Below are 15,396 nucleotides of genomic sequence, written 5' to 3'. Positions count from 1 at the left end.
CATGTCCTCGATGGTCCCCGATCTCCGGGGTCGGTCCCATGGGCGAACGGCGCCGTCCTGGCGTCGGACGCCGGCAATGTGCCGTTGCTCCCGCCAGGCCGGCCGGGCTCGCGACGGGTGAACGGCGCCGTCCTCGCGTCGGACGCGAGGAATGCGCCATTGCTGGCGTCCCCCCGGGGTCAGCGGGCGTCGTGGAAGATCACCCCGAGCACGTGGCGCTCCCCGGAGTGGACGGCCGAGACGCCGTGGCGCATCTGCACCCGGTGGTATCCCCGGCTGCCCTGCTTCGGGCGGTGGCGCACCGGGAAGACGATCGCCTCGCCGAGCCCCGGCCGCGCGACCATCGGCCGGGACTGCTGCCGCGGCCGCTGCTCGACGAACACGCTCTCGCCGCCGGTGAAGTCGACGTCGGGGGTGTTGAGCATGACCAGGACCTGCAGCGGGAAGGTGAGGTCGCCGTACACGTCCTGGTGCAGGCAGTTGTAGCCGGTCGGGCCGTAGCGCAGCACCAACGGCGTCGGCCTGTGCTGCCCGACCTCCGCGCACCGGTCCCGCAGCGCGGCGTGCTCCTCGGGGAAGGTCGGCTCGTCGAGGATCCCCGCCCACCGGTTCGCGATCGCCGCGAGCGGCGGGTAGAGCCGCGTGCGCAGCGCCGTGAGCAGCGGGGGCAGCGGGTCGGCGAAGTAGCGGTAGCGGCCCTCCCCGAACGAGAGCCGGGCCATGTCGATCGTCGACCGGAAGGCGCCGTCGTCGTCGAACACGTCGACCATCTCCCGGCACTGCTCGGGGGAGAGCAGCGGCCCGAGCGCCGCGTAGCCCTCGGTGTCGAGGGCCGTGGCGACGCGGGACCAGTCGAGGTCGTCCAGGGCGGGCAGCGCGACCTGGTCGGTGGCGGTCATCGGGCAGGTCCCTCCTCAGGAGCGGGTGCGGTGGCGATCGCGGCGCCCTCGGCGGCGAGCAGCCGCTGCTTGGCGGAGACGCCGAAGATGTAGCGCCCGATGCCGGCGCCGGCGCCGGTCGCGCTGGGCACCACGCGGTGGCACGGGATGAGCAGCGGCACCGGGTTGGTGGCCAGCACCGTGCCGGCGGCGCGGACCGCGCGGGGCCGGCCGACCTCGGCGGCCACCCAGGCGTAGGGCCGGGTCTCGCCGGCCGGGATGGTGCGGGTGGCGGCGAGGACGTCGCGCTGGAAGTCGGTCAGGCCGAGCAGGTCCAGGCGGGGTGCCGCGGTCGCCTCGCCGTGCAGGGCGGCCTCGAGCCCGTCGGGCACCGCGTCCGTCGGGCGCAGCGGGCGCCCGACCCGGCGGCGGTACGCCGCGCGGAAGTCGTCCTCGGAGAACTCGGCGGTGGTCCGCAGGAAGCTGATCCCGTCGCGGGTGCTGGCCACCCGCACCGGCCCGAGCAGGCTGTCGGCGGTGAGCCACGCGTCGAAGAGGCGGTCGGTGAGGTCGGGGGTGTCGGTGGGGGCCAGGCCGGCGAGGCCGGCCAGCACCGGGTCGGTGGCGTTCACGGCGTCTCTCCGGAGGGGTCGGTGATCAGGGTGCGGAGCCGGGCGAGCCCGCGCGAGACGTGCGACTTCGCCGTGCCCACCGGGCAGCCGAGGACCTCGGCGACCTCGGCGAGGGGCAGGTCGGTGACGTGGCGCAGGACGACGGCGGTGCGCTGGGTCTCGGGGAGCCGGGCGAGCAGGGACGCGAGCTGCCCGGTCGTCTCGGCGTGCTCGGCCCGCTCCTCGACGCTCGGGCCGGGGACGGGCTCCTCGGGCAGCGTGGCGCCGTCGGTGCGGGGGCGGCGGGCGGCGTCGCGGACCTGGTTGCGCCGGGTGTTGACGACGATCGTCAGCAGCCACGGCCGGACCGCCAGGCCGCGGAGCCACGAGGCCCCCTGGTCGGTCGCGCGGTGGTCGGCCAGCGAGCGGTAGGCCCGCAGCAGCGCCTCCGCGGCGAGGTCCTCGGCGTCGGCCCGGTGCCCGGTGGTCCGCAGGGCCACCGCGAACACGAGGCCCTGGTAGGTCCGGACGAGCTCGGCGAACCCGTCGTCGAGATCTGCCGCCAGCGCCGCGGCGACCCGCTCGGCGTCGGGGTCCGCGCGCGACGCCGGCAGCGCCTCGTCCACGGTCGGGGTGCTCATGTCCCGGTCAACACCGATCCGACCGGGCGGGTTGCAGGACTACTCGTCGAACCCGACGACGGCGCCCTGCGCCGCCGACCCGACCAGCCGCGAGTACTTGCCGAGCACCCCGGTGCGGTGCTTGGGCGGCGGCGGGGTCCAGCCCTCCCGGCGGCGGGCGAGCTCGTCGTCGTCGATGAGCAGGTCGAGCGTGCGGGTGGTGAGGTCGAGCCGGATGCGGTCGCCGTCGCGCACGAAGGCGATCGGCCCGCCGTGCGCGGCCTCGGGCGCGACGTGCCCGACGCAGAGCCCCGTGGTCCCCCCGGAGAACCGGCCGTCGGTGAGCAGCAGGACGTCCTTGCCGAGCCCGGCGCCCTTGATCGCGCCGGTCACGGCGAGCATCTCGCGCATGCCCGGGCCGCCGCGCGGGCCCTCGTCGCGGATGACGACGACGTCGCCGGGCGCAAGCCCGTCGGGGCCCGAGGACTCGACCGCCGCCATCGCGCCCGCCTCGCCGTCGAACACGCGGGCGGTGCCCTCGAAGCTCGCGGTGTCGAAGCCCGCCGACTTGACCACGGCACCGTCGGGAGCCAGCGACCCGCGCAGGATCGTCAGGCCGCCGGTGGGGTGGATCGGGTTGGACAGCGGCCGCAGGATGTCGCCGTCGAGCGGCTCGGGCGCCAGCTCCTCGAGGTTCTCGGCGAGCGTCCGCCCGGTGACGGTGAGGCAGTCGCCGTGCACCAGTCCGGCGTCGAGCAGCGCCTTCATGACCACCGGGACACCGCCCACGCGGTCGACCGTGTTCATCATCCAGCGGCCGAACGGCTTGACGTCGGCGAGGTGCGGCACCTTGTCGCCGATGCGGTTGAAGTCGTCGAGCTCGAGCGGGACGTCGGCCTCGCGCGCGATCGCGAGCAGGTGCAGCACGGCGTTGGTGGAGCCGCCGAACGCCATGACGATCGCGATGGCGTTCTCGAACGCCTCGCGGGTCATGATGTCGCGGGCGGTGTGCCCGCGGCGGAGCATCCCGACGACGGCGTCGCCGGACTGCCGCGCGAACCCGTCGCGGCGGCGGTCGGCGCTCGGGGGCGACGAGGACCCCGGCAGCGCCATGCCCATCGCCTCGGCCGCGCAGGCCATGGTGTTGGCGGTGTACATGCCGCCGCAGGCGCCCTCACCGGGGCAGATGGCGCGCTCGATCTCGTCGACCTTCTCCCGGCTGATCAGCCCGCGGGCGCACGCGCCGACCGCCTCGAACGCGTCGATGATCGACACCTCACGGCCGTCGACCATGCCCGGCATGATCGAGCCCGCGTAGAGGAAGACGCTCGCGAGGTCGAGACGCGCGGCTGCCATGAGCATGCCGGGCAGCGACTTGTCGCAGCCGGCGAGCAGGACGGTGCCGTCGAGGCGCTCGGCCTGCACCACCGTCTCCACCGAGTCGGCGATGACCTCGCGGGAGACCAGCGAGTAGTGCATCCCGACGTGGCCCATCGAGATGCCGTCGGAGACCGAGATCGTCCCGAACTCCATGGGGTAGCCGCCGGCGTGGTGCACGCCCTCCTTGGACGCCGTCGCGAGGCGGTCCAGCGAGAGGTTGCACGGGGTGATCTCGTTCCAGCTCGACGCGACGCCGATCTGGGGCTTCGAGAAGTCGTCGTCGGTCATGCCGACCGCGCGCAGCATGCCGCGCGCGGCGGCCCGCTCCATCCCGTCGGTGACGTCGCGGCTGCGGGGCTTGACGTCGTGCTCCGCCGAATCCTGCTGGGCGGTGGAGGCAGTGGTGGTGGAGCCGGGCCCGGCGGTGTGGTTCGCCATGGACGGAACCGTAACCCGCCGGCCCGACAGCGTCCCGCCGCGCGGGCACCCCTCAGCGCGGGGTCGCGGCGAACTTCGCGAGCGCGGCCTCGGTGACCGGCTCGAAGAGGTTCACCAGGGTGCCGTCGGGGTCGCGCAGGAGCAGCGACCGGTTGCCCCACGGCATCGTCGTCGGCTCCTGGACGACCTCGAGGGGGCCATCCGTCCGGAGCGCCGCGTACCGGGCGTCGAGGTCCTCGACCAGGAACTCGACGATCGCGGTGCGGTTCGCCGCCGCCTCGGCGACCCCCGCCCCGAACAGCGCGACGGTGCGGGTGCTCCCGATCGCGAGCGTGCCCGACGTCGTCCGGAGCTCGGCGAAGTCCTCGGTCGCCCGGTCGGCGGCCACGCCGGTGACCCGCTCGTAGAACGCGACGAGGCGGGCGACGTCGTCGGTGATCAGGCGGACGGACACGAGGTTCACGGCGAGGTCCTCTCGGCGGGCCCCGGGGTTCGGGGCGTCGAGACGGACGCTAGGAGGGGAGGCGGACAGGTCCCGTCCGCGATCAGGCCCCCGCCGGGACCGCGGCCCGGCCGGCGTAGACGCTCGCGTCCCCCGCGACCGCCACGCTGTGCTGCCCGGCGAGCGAGACGGGGACGTCGCCCACAACCGTCACGCGGTGCATGCGCCGCGGCAGGTCGTCGTAGTCGTCGACCGCGTAGTGCTGGGTGGCGCGGTTGTCCCACAGCGCGATGTCGCCCGGCGACCAGCGCCAGCGCACCGTGTTCTCCAGGCGCGTGATGTGGCGCTGCAGCAGGTCGAACAGCGACCGCGAGTCCTGCCCGTTGACCTCCAGGAACCGCGAGACGAACTGTCCGAGCACGAACGCCGGCTCCCCGGTCTCGGGGTGCACCCGCACGACCGGGTGGTGGGTCCGGTAGATCGTCGCGGTGAACTCCTGCTGGTACTCCGCCGTGGCCGCGGTCGGTGCGACGACGGCGTGCGAGGTCGCGTAGTCGTAGTCGTTGCAGTGCTCGGCCCAGAGGTCGTCGACGAGCGCGCGCATCGACGCCGGCAGCGTCGCGTAGGCCCGCGCGGTGTTCGCGAAGACGGTGTCGCCCCCGTAGGGCGGCAGCACCTGCGCGCGCAGCGTCGTGAACGCCGGGGGACGGTCGACGAAGGTGACGTCGGTGTGCCACGCGTTCGCCTTGTTCCCGCGCGAGGAGTCGACGGGCAGGATCGCGGCCTCGTCGAGCCCGCCGGCGATCGTCGGGTGCGCCGAGGTCAGCGGACCGAGGCGGCGGACGAACCCGGCGTGGGCCGCGTCGTCGAGGTGGTCCTGGCCGTGGAGGAACACCACCTTGTGCTCGAGGATCGCCGCCCGGACGTAGGCCACGACGTCGTCGGGCAGGTCCGGCGCGAGCCGCAGACCGGTGATCTCGGCGCCGAGCGCGCCGGCGACCTTCCGCGTGTCCGGGGAATGGCCGACGGTCATGACGGAACTCCTTCATCCATGCGCGGGAGAGGGGCGCGCCCGACATTTCCCGGGCGCGCGGCGGATTCCCGACGGGCTACGTCGGCGACGATTCCGCGGAATCGTGGGAACGGCGTGGGGGAGCGGTCAGCGACGACAGAGAGCGGCGCTGGTGTGCAGGAGATCGATGTGCACGCGCGTGGTCAGGGCCGGGTCCACCGGGGCCGGGCTGGCGCCCGGGGTCGCCTCGCGGCGACGCGCGGTGGAATCCATGGCGGACCGTGGTGCCTTTCCTCGACGAACCGGCGACGTCACCGAAGCACGTCCGGCCCGGCGGCACAAGCGGAGCCGCCGGGATCACGCCGTCGCCATTCCGCGGCTCGATGGTCCGGACATTTCCAGGAGGTGGTCGGCACCGCCTCACACGGACTTGACCGGAGACGATTCCGGTGGTTGTGTCCGGCTCATGGCGATCCGGTACGCGTTGGTCACCCGTGACCACGTCGACCTGTGCCGCGTCTGCTCCGCCGTCTGTCGCTGACGTCCGTTCCGCCGGGACCGCGCGCCCACCGTGCGCGCCGTCTCCGCTCGGCCGTCGTCCTCCGGAATGCCTCCCGGGGCACCGCCGTGTCGAGCGATCCGTCTCGCCCACACCCCGGAGGTCCCCCGTGTCCGAACCCGTGTCCGAACCCGCGCCCCGGCCCGCCGCCGGTTCCCCGCCCCCGGCCGAGCGTCCCGGCGGCCTCGCCCGCCTCGGCGCCGACTGGATCGCGGTGATCGTCGCCGGGATCCTCGTCGTCCTCGCCGGCCTCGGCCTGCTCCCGACGATCCCGTTCCTGATCAAGTGAGCACCACCGACGTCGGTACCGCCGACACCACCACGGCCGGTCCCTCCGGGCTCGTCCGCGCGATCCCGGGCATCCTGCTGCTCGCCGTGATCGGGATCGTCGGGGTCGGGCTGCAGGCCGGGCTGCGCGCGATCGGCGCGTCGACCGGCACGCGCCTCCCCGACATCGAGTACGTGCTCTGGGCGATCCTGCTCGGCCTGCTCGTCCGGAACACGGTCGGCGTCGCGGCGGTCTTCCGGCCCGGCGTGGCCACCTACGAGTTCTGGCTGAAGATCGGCATCGTCCTGCTGGGGGCGCGCTACCTGCTCGGCGACCTGGTGAAGCTCGGCGGCCTGTCCTTCGTGCTGATCCTCGTCGACATGGCGGTCGCGACGACGGTGATCCTGCTGGTCGGGCGACTGTTCGGGCTCGGCGGGAAGCTCTCGTCGCTGCTCGCCATCGGCACGTCGATCTGCGGCGTCTCGGCGATCATCGCCGGCCGCGGGGCGATCGGCGCCGACGACGAGGACTCCGGCTACTCGATCGCCGCGATCCTCGCCCTGGGCGCGGTGGCGCTGTTCAGCTTTCCGGCGATCGGCCACCTCGTCGGGCTGTCCGACGTGCAGTTCGGCCTCTGGGCGGGGCTCGCCGTCGACAACACCGCCGAGACCACCGCGACCGGCGCGGCGTTCTCGCCGGCCGCGCAGGACGTGGCCGTGGCGGTGAAGAACACCCGCAACGCGCTCATCGGCGTCGTGGTGCTCGTCTACGCCGCGTACTGGGCGACCCGGGGCGGGCGCGCGATCGCGACGACGGGCCGGGAGCGGGTCGCGTTCGTGTGGGCGACGTTCCCGAAGTTCGTGCTCGGCTTCCTCGCGGTCGCCGCGCTCGGGACGGCCGGGTTCTTCTCCGGCGCCGACAAGACCTCGCTCGGCAACCTCTCGAAGTGGGCGTTCCTGCTCTGCTTCGCCGGGGTGGGGCTCAACTTCGACCTCCGTGAGCTCGCCCGGACCGGGTGGCGGCCGTTGGTGGTGGCCGCTGCCGGGCTCGTCGTGGTGGCGGCGTGCTCCCTCGGGCTGGTCCTCGTCGCCACGTGACGCACCTCGCTTTGACGGCGACCCCACACGGGAGCACGGTGAGGACCGTGCGGTCCGGGACCGATCGGTCCGCCCAGCGAGGAGGTCGTCATGCGGGACGCGGTGATCGTCGACGCCGTCCGGACGCCGGTCGGCAAGGGCAAGCCGGGCGGGGCGTACTCCGAGACCCACCCCGTCGAGCTGCACGCCCACGTGCTGCGCAGCCTCGTCGAGCGGGTGCCCGGTCTCGAGCCCGGCGAGGTCGACGACGTGATCGGCGGCGCGGTCGGGCAGGTCGGCGAGCAGAGCGGCAACACCACGCGGTTCGCCGCGCTCGCGGCCGGCTTCCCGGAGTCGGTCCCCGGCGTGACGGTCGACCGGCAGTGCGGGTCGAGCCAGCAGGCGCTGTCGTTCGCGGCGCAGGGTGTCGTCGCGGGCGGGTACGACATCGCCATCGCCTCGGGCGTCGAGTCGATGTCGCGCATCCGCATCGGCAGCCAGACCGAGGTGAACGGGGTCGCGCAGGACGTGACCGGCCCGTCGGTCCGCGACCGCTACACCCCGGGCCTCGTCCCGCAGGGCGTGAGCGCCGAGCTCATCGCCCGCCGGTGGGGCCTCGGCCGCGCCCAGCTCGACGAGTTCGCGCTGTCCAGCCACCGGAAGGCCGCGGCGGCGTGGGCCGACGGGCGCTTCGCCGCCGAGGTCGCCCCGCTGAAGACGACGCGGGCCGACGGCACGGTCGCGCAGCTCGAGACCGACGAGACGATCCGTCCCGGGACCAGCGCCGAGGCACTCGCGACGCTCCCGACCCCGTTCGCCGACACACGCTGGACCGACCGGTTCGGCGACATCGACTGGACCGTCACCGCCGGCAACGCCAGCCCCTACAACGACGGTGCCGCGGCCCTGCTCGTCACGACCTCCGAGATCGCCGCGGCCCGCGGCTGGACCCCGCGCGCCCGCATCCACACCGCCACCGTCACCGGCGACGACCCCGTCTACATGCTCACCGGCATCATCCCGGCGACCGCGAAGGTCCTCGCCCGGGCGGGCCTGGCGATCGACGACATCGACGCGTTCGAGGTCAACGAGGCGTTCGCGTCGGTCGTGCTGGCCTGGCTCGCCGAGACCGGCGCCGACCCGGCGAGGACCAACATCAACGGCGGCGCCATCTCCATCGGTCACCCGCTCGGCGCGTCGGGCGCGCGGATCGCGACGACGCTGCTGGGCGTGCTCGAGCAGACCGGCGGTCGCTACGGCCTGCAGACGATGTGCGAGGCCGGCGGCACCGCCAACGCCACCATCGTCGAGCGGCTGGACCGGTGAGGATCCCGGGGGCGACGGCGCTGGTCACCGACGCCGCCAGCGGTCTCGGGGCCGGTCTGGTGCACGCGCTGCTCGCCCGGGGCGCCGCGACCGTCTACGCCGGGGCGCGGGACCCGCGGACGGTCGCCCACCAGGATCCCCGGGTGGTGCCGCTGCTCCTCGACGTCACCGAGCCGGCGACCGTCCGGGCCGCGGCGCAGCGCGCGGGCGACGTCGACCTCGTCGTCAACGACGCCTGGCTCGGCGGCAACGGCACCCTCCTGTCCGGCGATCCCGAGTGGGCCCGGGCCGAGATGGAGACCACCTTCTGGGGACCGGTGACGGTGCTCCGGGCCTTCGCGCCGGTCCTGGCCCGCAACGGCGGCGGGGCGGCGGTGACGGTGCTCCCGGCACCGTCCTGGCCCAGCTCCCCGGCCACGGGGTCGGGCCGGGCCGCCGAGGCCGCGGCCTGGTCGTTCACCGGGTCGGCGCGAGCCGAGCTGTGCGGCCAGGGCACCGAGGTGGTCGGGGTGCACCTCGACGTCCCGGCGACCGCCGCGGAGCACGTGGCCTCGCAGGCGCTCGACGCGGTCGAGGGCGGGGTCGAGGAGGTGCTCGTGGGGGAGCCGGTCGGCCCGTGACGAGGCCCCCGACGGCTCAGCGCGCGGGGACCGTGGTGGTGGTGCCGTCGGCCCACACGACCAGGCCGCTGCGCCCGACGCGCTGCCCGAGCCACTGCGCGGCGCGGGCACCCAGGGCGTAGGCGGCGGTGGCGTCGATGTCGGCGTCGGTCAGCGACGACGCCACCACCGTCACCTGCGCGACGCTGCCCGGGACGGCCCCGGTGCGGGCGTCCACCAGGTGCGCGCCGCGGTGCGCGGCCCCGGAGGTCGCCACCGCGCCGTCGGTGATCTCCACGGTGGCCAGCACCCGGGTGGGGTCGTGGGGGTCCTCGATCCCGACCCGCCACGGCTGCCCCGAGCGTGACCGGCACACCATGTCCCCGCCCGCGGAGACACACGAGTCGGTGCCGGGCAGGGCGTGCAGCGCGGCGGCGGCCCGCTCGAGCGCCCAGCCCTTGACCACCCCGCTCGGGTCGAGCACCGGGTGGCCGGCGGGTCCGGGGCGCCACACCGAGAACGCGCCGTCGCTGGCCCGCGTGGCGCGGGCGCCGAGCGCGAGGACCTCACCGACGACCGCGGGGGCGTCGGTGACGGCGAGCTCGCCGCGGCGGATCGCGGCGACGACCGAGTCGTCCCGGTAGGTGCTGAACACCCGGTCGGTCTCGCGCAGGCTCGCCAGCACCGCCGCCCACGCAGCGTCGGCGACGTCGTCGTCGGTGTGGAGGCCGCGCAGCGCCAGGCTGACAGGCATCCCCATCACGTGCTCCACCCGCCGCGCCACCGGGACCACGGCCGTCGTCATGCGACACCGGCCTGGTCGAGCGCGCTCTGCAGCGACTGCACGTAGCCCTCGGAGGTGTAGGTCGCGCCGCTGACCATGTCGATCTGCGCGTTCTGGGCCTGCAGGGTCTCGGAGACCAGCTGCGGGACCGCCTCGGCGTTGATCTCCTGGTCGCGGTTGTTGGAGTCGGGCTCCTGCACGACGTCGACCGCGGTGATCTTCCCGCTCGCGAGCGTCACCTTCACCTGCACCGGGCCCCACCGGGTGTCGGCGGCGGCCCCGGTGACGGTGCCGGTGTAGGTGCTGTTCTTCGTGGCGGTCCCGCTGCTGGTGGTGCCGGTCGTGCCGGTCGTGCTGGTGGTGCTCGGGGCGGCGGAGGTGCCCGTCGTGGCGGTGCCGGTGCTCGGTGTCCCGGCCGCGGTCGGGAGCGCCGAGGACGTCGAGGTGCGGTAGGAGAAGAGCAGGACGACGGTGCTGACGGTCGTCAGCCCCCAGAGCGCGATGCGGCGGGCGCCGCGGTCGAAGCCGGCGGGGAGCATGGGTGGTCTCACCATCCGAAGGTCTCGGTGTGGATGCGGTCGGTGGGGGTCCCGGCCGCGTGGAGGGTGCGCCGGACCTGCTCGGTCCAGGGCCCGGGACCGCAGACGTAGACGTCGCGCTCGGCGATGTCGGGGACGCGGGCCCGCAGGGCGGTGAGGTCGTCGACCGGCCCGACCCCGGTGCCGAGCCAGGAGTCGGGGCCGCGCCGCCGCCCGGGGAGGGGGACCAGGCCGATCCGGCGCTCCCGGGCGAGGACGGCGAACTCGCGGGCGAACAGCGGCTCGTGGCGGAAGCGGTGCAGGACCACCACGTCGGCGTCGAGGTCCTCGGCGAGCGCCCGCAGCGGGGTGATCCCGACACCGGCGCCGATCAGGGCGACGCGGTCGGACGTACGGGCGCGGGCCGTGAGCCGGCCGTAGGGACCCTCGATGAGCACCGTGGTGCCGGGGCGCAGGCCGGGGACCTCCGCGGTGCCGTCGCCGAGGTCCTTGACGGTGATCCGCAGGCTGCGGCCGTCGGGGGCCGCCGAGAGCGAGTACGGGTGCGCCCGCGACCAGCCACGGCGGGTCAGGAAGCGCCACTGGAGGAACTGGCCCGCGGCGGCGCCGAGCTCGTCGAGGTGGCGGCCGGTCAGGTAGACCGACACGCAGCCGTCGCCCTCTCCCACCACCGAGGTCACGACGACGCGGTGGCGCAGCGAGCGGTACAGCGGCAGCCCGACGCGGAAGGCCAGCACCGCGGCCGCCGTCAGTGCCCACGCGGTCCACCAGAACACCGTGCGCGCGGTCGAGGCCAGGAACTCCTGCCCGGTCCAGAGCTGGTGGGGCAGCGCGAGCCCGACCCCGAGATAGGCGTAGAGGTGCAACAGGTGCCACGACTCGTAGCGCAGCCGCACCCGCGCCGCCCGCACGCTCGTCACGACGACCAGGACGAGGCACGCGGTCCCGGCGACGGCGAGCAGCATGCCCGGGTAGGTGGTGGTCAGGTCCCACAGCTCGCCCGGGGTGGCCAGCAGGTCGCCCGCCGCGTAGCCCCAGGTGATGAGCCCGACGTGGGCGATCATCCCGGTGAACGACGTGAACCCGACGAGCCGGTGCGCGGCCGCGAGGCGGTCCTGCCCGAACGCCTGCTCGAGCGCCGGGACCCGCGCCATGAGCAGGACCTGCGCGAGCAGCAGCACCGTCGCGAGCAGCCCGGTCAGCCGGCCGAGCGAGGTGAGCCCGGAGGCCCAGCCACCGAGGTCGGTCAGCCCGCCGCCGGTCGCCCACCAGAACGTCACGAGGGTGAGCCCGACGACGAGGAGCGCCTCGGCGGCCGTCCGGATCCAGCGGTCCCGGGCGGCGAGCGGGGAACGGCGGTCCCGACGGTGCGCGGCGCCGGTCCCGGAGACCGTCCCGCGCGCGGTGGGGCGGTCGGTCAGGGCGGTCACGTGAACAGCCCGCCGAGGATCGCGCTCGTGCTCGCGGAGGTGTTCTGCCCGGTCTGGCCCTGCCCGGTCTGGCCCTGGCTCGGCGTCGTCTGGCCCTGACCGGTCTGGCCCTGGCCCGGCGCCGTCTGGCCCCGGCCACCGAAGCCGCCGAGCCCGCCGTCGTGGTCGTGGTGGCGCCCGACGGAGGCACCGGGGCCGCCGTCCGGGCCGCCGTCGGGCCCGGAGTCGCCGACCGCGTGGCCGACGGCGAACCCGCCGCCGGCCAGCACCACCGCGGCGCCGACGCCGGCCGCGACCCGCAGGCCGCGTCGCCGGGGCCGGGCGGGAGCGGGGGCCTCGTGGTGCCACCACGTGGTGCCCGCGGCGGCCGCCGGGGCGCCCTCGGCCGTGACGGCCTGCTCGGTGCGTCCGTCCTGGTCCGGCGCGTCCTGGTCCGGCGCGTCCTGGTCCGGCGCGTCCTGGTCCGGCCCGTCCTGGTCCGGCGCGGCCGCCTCGGACGTCCCGGTCTGCGGCTCCCACCGGGAACCGCTGTGCGCGGGCGCCTCCTCGTGGCCCTCGGCCACCGTGCGGCCCTGCGCCGCGGCGTCGTCGGCGGGAGTGGGGGAGTCGTCCTCGCGGCTCATCGCTCACCTCGGGTGTGCGGGTCGACCTCCCGGGCCCGGCGGGGCGCCGGCGGGTCGTCGATCGGGTGAGGTCCACGATCGCCGCGGCCGGTAATGCACCGACGTGGCGCGGTTCGGAGATCGGTAAGAACGGCGCCCGGGCTACGTGTGGTGCCGCGAGCCGGTGACGACGCGGGCACCGGGCGTGAAGGACCACGCCAGCACCCACACGCTGCCGACGGTGAGGACGAGCGCCCCGGGGACGTGGAGGTAGAGGGTCTCGTCGTCGCCGAGGTAGGCCTGCACGAAGGTGAGGACGAAGACGACGGCGGCGAGGACGGCGGGCCACAGCGGCGCGCCGCGCCCCCGCCAGTAGGCCACGGCCGCGATCGTCAGCAGCCCGGTCAGGACGTGGAGCACGATCGCGCCCGCGGAGTGCAGCTCGTGGGCGCCGCGGCTGTGCGACCGCCCGACCATCTCCCCCGCCGTGGCGAACTGCCACGCCAGCTCGAGAACGGTCAGCACCGCGAGGGCCTGGACGGCGCGCAGCGCCGGGGTGGTGGCGGCGCGGGGACGGGCGGCGAGGTCGGTCATGTGGTCCTCCGGGGAGTCTGGACGGGCGTCAGGGAGTACCGGGTTTCCCGGGTTCGGTCAGAGTCCGACGTGGCGCGGGTGAGAGCTCGGTGAGAACCGGGTCCCGCGGCGCGCCTCCCCATCCCGCTCACAGGTCGCACTGAGGAATCCGCCAGGCGACGTGCCGACGCTCGCGGCCCGACGACCTGATCACCCACCCTCGGGAGCACCTCCGTGACCGCCACGACCGAGACCGGACCCGCCTCTCCCCGCGGCGTCGCCGCGGCGACGTCCGATCCACCACGCCCGGGCCGGGCCCGACGACTCCTGCGCGGGCGGCCCGACGACCCGCGCTGGGCCCGCCCCGCGCTGCTCGGTCTCCTGGTGCTCACCGCGGTCACCTACCTGTGGGACCTCGCCGGCAACGGGTGGGCCAACACGTTCTACGCGGCGGCGGTGCAGGCCGGGACGCAGTCGTGGAAGGCGTGGCTGTTCGGCGCACTGGACGCGCCCGGCACCATCACCGTCGACAAGCCCCCCGCGGCGATGTGGGTCATGGCGCTCTCGGGTCGGCTCTTCGGGTTCTCGTCCTGGTCGATGCTCGTGCCCGAGGCGCTGATGGGGGTGGTCTCGGTCGGGCTGGTGTACGCCACCGTGCGGCGCTGGTCCGGGCCGCGCACCGCCCTGGGGGCCGCGGCGCTGCTGGCCGCGACCCCCATCGCGGCGCTCATGTTCCGCTACGACAACCCCGATGCCCTCCTCGTGCTCGTCCTGGTGCTCGCCGGGTACGCCACCACCCGCGCGGTCGAGGCCGCCGGACGCCGGGCCGGCACCTGGTGGCTCGTCACCGCCGGTGTCGCCGTCGGGTTCGGGTTCCTCACCAAGCAGCTGCAGGTCATGCTCGTCGTGCCCGCCCTGGGCCTGGTCCACCTGGTCGTCGCGCCGACCCGGCTGCGCCGGCGGATCCTCGACCTCGTCGCCGCGGTGGCCGCCCTCGTCGTCTCCGCGGGCTGGTACGTGCTGCTGGTCGAGCTCTGGCCCGCCGCGGACCGGCCCTACATCGCCGGGTCGACCGACAACTCGCTGCTCCAGCTCGCGTTCGGCTACAACGGTGCCTCGCGGATCCTGGGTGGCTCGGGCGGCTCGGGTGGCTCGGGTGGCGGCGGCCCCCGCGGCGGTGCGGGCGGCGCCCCCGGCGCAGGCATGCCGTTCCGCGGCGCCGGCGGCCCCGCGGGCGGCTTCGGCGGCGGCGGGCCCACCAACCAGAGCCCGGGGCTGACGAGGCTGTTCACCAGCGGGTTCGCGAACAACGCCTCGTGGCTCCTGCCGGCCGCCCTGCTGCTGCTGGTGGCGGGGCTGTGGTGGACCCGCCGGGCACCGCGCACCGACCGGTCCCGGGGCCTGCTCCTGCTCGGCGGCACCTGGCTGCTCGTCCACGCGGTGGTGTTCAGCTTCATGAGCGGGATGATCCACTCGTACTACACGGTGGCCATGGCGCCCGGGTTGGCGATGACCGTCGCCGGCGGCGCCTCGATCCTGTGGCGCCACCGCGCCGAGCTCGGCGCCCGGGTCGTGCTCGCCCTCGCCGTCGCGGGGACCGGTGTCTGGAGCGCGGTGGTCATGGGCCAGTCGGACTGGCTCCCGGTCCTCGGCTGGACGCTCGCCGGGCTCGCCGTCCTGGGCGGGATCGCGCTCCTCACCCCGGCCGTCGTCCGCCGGCCCCTGCGCGCGCTCGGGGCCACCGTGGTGACGGTCGCGCTGGTCGGGGCGCTGGGCGCGACCACCACCGCGACCGCCGAGACCGCGCTGCGGCCCGGCGGCGGCACCGAGATCGCGCTCGGCGACGCCGGCGGACACCGCGACGGCGACCAGGCGAGCGCCCCGCCCGCCCTGGTCGCCCTGCTCGCGCAGGCCGGGACCCGCTGGTCGGCGGCCGCGGTCGGGGCGATGAGCGCCGCGCCGCTCCAGCTCGCGTCGAACACCCCGGTGATGTCGGTCGGCGGATTCATCGGCAGCGATCCCGCACCCACCCTGGCGCAGTTCCAGGCCGACGTGGCGACCGGCCAGATCCGGTACTTCGTCACCGGCGGGGACGACCACGGGGGCGGCGGGCGGTCCGGCGACGGCGCCTCCGCCCAGATCACGGCCTGGGTGACGAGCCACTTCACGTCGACGACGGTCGGCGGGCGCACGGTCTACGACCTGGGCCGGCCCCTCGCCTGAGCGGCTGACCACGCCCCCGGGGCGCCTCACGCGCCC

The 15,396-nt window shown here is 75.2% G+C and carries 16 protein-coding genes; 5 read left to right on the top strand and 11 right to left on the bottom strand.

Going from position 1 to position 15,396, the window contains the following annotated elements; translation table 11 throughout:
* Positions 1-179 precede the first annotated feature (179 nt).
* From HH311_RS02010 to HH311_RS01985, 6 genes are all read right to left on the bottom strand, one after another.
* Entirely contained in the window at positions 180-899 is a 720-nt protein-coding gene (locus HH311_RS02010; protein WP_169181899.1) for a 2OG-Fe(II) oxygenase, read from the bottom strand.
* Positions 896-1,510 (bottom strand): methylated-DNA--[protein]-cysteine S-methyltransferase, encoded by a 615-nt coding sequence (locus HH311_RS33040; RefSeq protein WP_169181898.1) that lies wholly within the window; start codon positions 1,508-1,510, stop codon positions 896-898. The genes HH311_RS02010 and HH311_RS33040 overlap by 4 nt, the downstream gene beginning before the upstream one ends.
* Positions 1,507-2,130, bottom strand: a complete 624-nt coding sequence (locus tag HH311_RS02000) for an RNA polymerase sigma factor (protein ID WP_169181897.1) — start codon at positions 2,128-2,130, stop codon at positions 1,507-1,509. The genes HH311_RS33040 and HH311_RS02000 overlap by 4 nt, the downstream gene beginning before the upstream one ends.
* A 39-nt stretch (positions 2,131-2,169) precedes the next feature.
* A complete protein-coding gene (gene ilvD, locus HH311_RS01995) occupies positions 2,170-3,927 on the bottom strand; it encodes a dihydroxy-acid dehydratase (RefSeq protein WP_169181896.1) in 1,758 nt (585 codons plus the stop codon).
* A gap of 52 nt (positions 3,928-3,979) precedes the next feature.
* A complete protein-coding gene (locus tag HH311_RS01990) occupies positions 3,980-4,390 on the bottom strand; it encodes a VOC family protein (protein WP_169181895.1) in 411 nt (136 codons plus the stop codon).
* An 82-nt stretch (positions 4,391-4,472) separates the two neighbouring features.
* Positions 4,473-5,402 (bottom strand): TauD/TfdA family dioxygenase, encoded by a 930-nt coding sequence (locus HH311_RS01985; RefSeq protein ID WP_169181894.1) that lies wholly within the window; start codon positions 5,400-5,402, stop codon positions 4,473-4,475.
* Between the two features lie 647 nt (positions 5,403-6,049).
* On the opposite strand from HH311_RS01985, the gene HH311_RS33035 reads away from it, so the two are divergent.
* The 4 genes from HH311_RS33035 to HH311_RS01965 all read left to right on the top strand — a co-directional run bounded on the left by HH311_RS33035 (position 6,050) and on the right by HH311_RS01965 (position 9,230).
* Positions 6,050-6,229 (top strand): hypothetical protein, encoded by a 180-nt coding sequence (locus HH311_RS33035; RefSeq protein ID WP_169181893.1) that lies wholly within the window; start codon positions 6,050-6,052, stop codon positions 6,227-6,229.
* Complete coding sequence (locus HH311_RS01975; RefSeq protein WP_169181892.1) at positions 6,226-7,305, top strand: putative sulfate exporter family transporter; 1,080 nt, start codon at positions 6,226-6,228, stop codon at positions 7,303-7,305. The genes HH311_RS33035 and HH311_RS01975 overlap by 4 nt, the downstream gene beginning before the upstream one ends.
* Before the next feature lie 90 nt (positions 7,306-7,395).
* The gene (locus HH311_RS01970; RefSeq protein WP_169181891.1) at positions 7,396-8,610 is read left to right on the top strand and encodes a thiolase family protein; all 1,215 of its coding nucleotides are present in this window, start codon (positions 7,396-7,398) and stop codon (positions 8,608-8,610) included.
* Positions 8,607-9,230 carry an SDR family NAD(P)-dependent oxidoreductase gene (locus tag HH311_RS01965; protein ID WP_169181890.1) on the top strand — a complete coding sequence of 208 codons (624 nt, stop codon included), beginning with the start codon at positions 8,607-8,609 and terminating at the stop codon, positions 9,228-9,230. The genes HH311_RS01970 and HH311_RS01965 overlap by 4 nt, the downstream gene beginning before the upstream one ends.
* A gap of 16 nt (positions 9,231-9,246) precedes the next feature.
* Here the strand turns inward: HH311_RS01965 and HH311_RS01960 are convergent, their stop codons facing one another.
* The 5 genes from HH311_RS01960 to HH311_RS01940 all read right to left on the bottom strand — a co-directional run bounded on the left by HH311_RS01960 (position 9,247) and on the right by HH311_RS01940 (position 13,158).
* Complete coding sequence (locus tag HH311_RS01960) at positions 9,247-10,014, bottom strand: FAD:protein FMN transferase (protein ID WP_211189470.1); 768 nt, start codon at positions 10,012-10,014, stop codon at positions 9,247-9,249.
* Entirely contained in the window at positions 10,011-10,532 is a 522-nt protein-coding gene (locus tag HH311_RS01955) for an FMN-binding protein (RefSeq protein ID WP_248291989.1), read from the bottom strand. The genes HH311_RS01960 and HH311_RS01955 overlap by 4 nt, the downstream gene beginning before the upstream one ends.
* Before the next feature lie 8 nt (positions 10,533-10,540).
* Entirely contained in the window at positions 10,541-11,962 is a 1,422-nt protein-coding gene (locus HH311_RS01950) for a ferredoxin reductase family protein (RefSeq protein ID WP_312029880.1), read from the bottom strand.
* Positions 11,959-12,585, bottom strand: coding sequence for a hypothetical protein (locus HH311_RS01945; RefSeq protein ID WP_169181888.1), 627 nt, complete (start codon positions 12,583-12,585; stop codon positions 11,959-11,961). The genes HH311_RS01950 and HH311_RS01945 overlap by 4 nt, the downstream gene beginning before the upstream one ends.
* A 141-nt stretch (positions 12,586-12,726) precedes the next feature.
* Positions 12,727-13,158 carry a hypothetical protein gene (locus tag HH311_RS01940; RefSeq protein WP_169181887.1) on the bottom strand — a complete coding sequence of 144 codons (432 nt, stop codon included), beginning with the start codon at positions 13,156-13,158 and terminating at the stop codon, positions 12,727-12,729.
* A gap of 213 nt (positions 13,159-13,371) precedes the next feature.
* On the opposite strand from HH311_RS01940, the gene HH311_RS01935 reads away from it, so the two are divergent.
* A complete protein-coding gene (locus HH311_RS01935; protein WP_312029879.1) occupies positions 13,372-15,360 on the top strand; it encodes a glycosyltransferase family 39 protein in 1,989 nt (662 codons plus the stop codon).
* The last annotated feature ends 36 nt before the right edge of the window (positions 15,361-15,396 follow it).

The organism is Actinomycetospora sp. TBRC 11914 (assembly GCF_012933465.1).
Taxonomy (GTDB): Bacteria; Actinomycetota; Actinomycetes; order Mycobacteriales; family Pseudonocardiaceae; genus Actinomycetospora.
This window is presented reverse-complemented; position numbering and strand designations above follow the sequence as displayed.

Coding starts and splice junctions, on each gene's coding strand:
- HH311_RS01985 (WP_169181894.1), bottom strand. CDS start 5,402: ATGACCGTCGGCCATTCCCCGGACACGCGGAAGGTCGCCGGCGCGCTC.
- HH311_RS02000 (WP_169181897.1), bottom strand. CDS start 2,130: ATGAGCACCCCGACCGTGGACGAGGCGCTGCCGGCGTCGCGCGCGGAC.
- HH311_RS01945 (WP_169181888.1), bottom strand. CDS start 12,585: ATGAGCCGCGAGGACGACTCCCCCACTCCCGCCGACGACGCCGCGGCG.
- ilvD (WP_169181896.1), bottom strand. CDS start 3,927: ATGGCGAACCACACCGCCGGGCCCGGCTCCACCACCACTGCCTCCACC.
- HH311_RS01970 (WP_169181891.1), top strand. CDS start 7,396: ATGCGGGACGCGGTGATCGTCGACGCCGTCCGGACGCCGGTCGGCAAG.
- HH311_RS02010 (WP_169181899.1), bottom strand. CDS start 899: ATGACCGCCACCGACCAGGTCGCGCTGCCCGCCCTGGACGACCTCGAC.
- HH311_RS01960 (WP_211189470.1), bottom strand. CDS start 10,014: ATGACGACGGCCGTGGTCCCGGTGGCGCGGCGGGTGGAGCACGTGATG.
- HH311_RS01955 (WP_248291989.1), bottom strand. CDS start 10,532: ATGCTCCCCGCCGGCTTCGACCGCGGCGCCCGCCGCATCGCGCTCTGG.
- HH311_RS01940 (WP_169181887.1), bottom strand. CDS start 13,158: ATGACCGACCTCGCCGCCCGTCCCCGCGCCGCCACCACCCCGGCGCTG.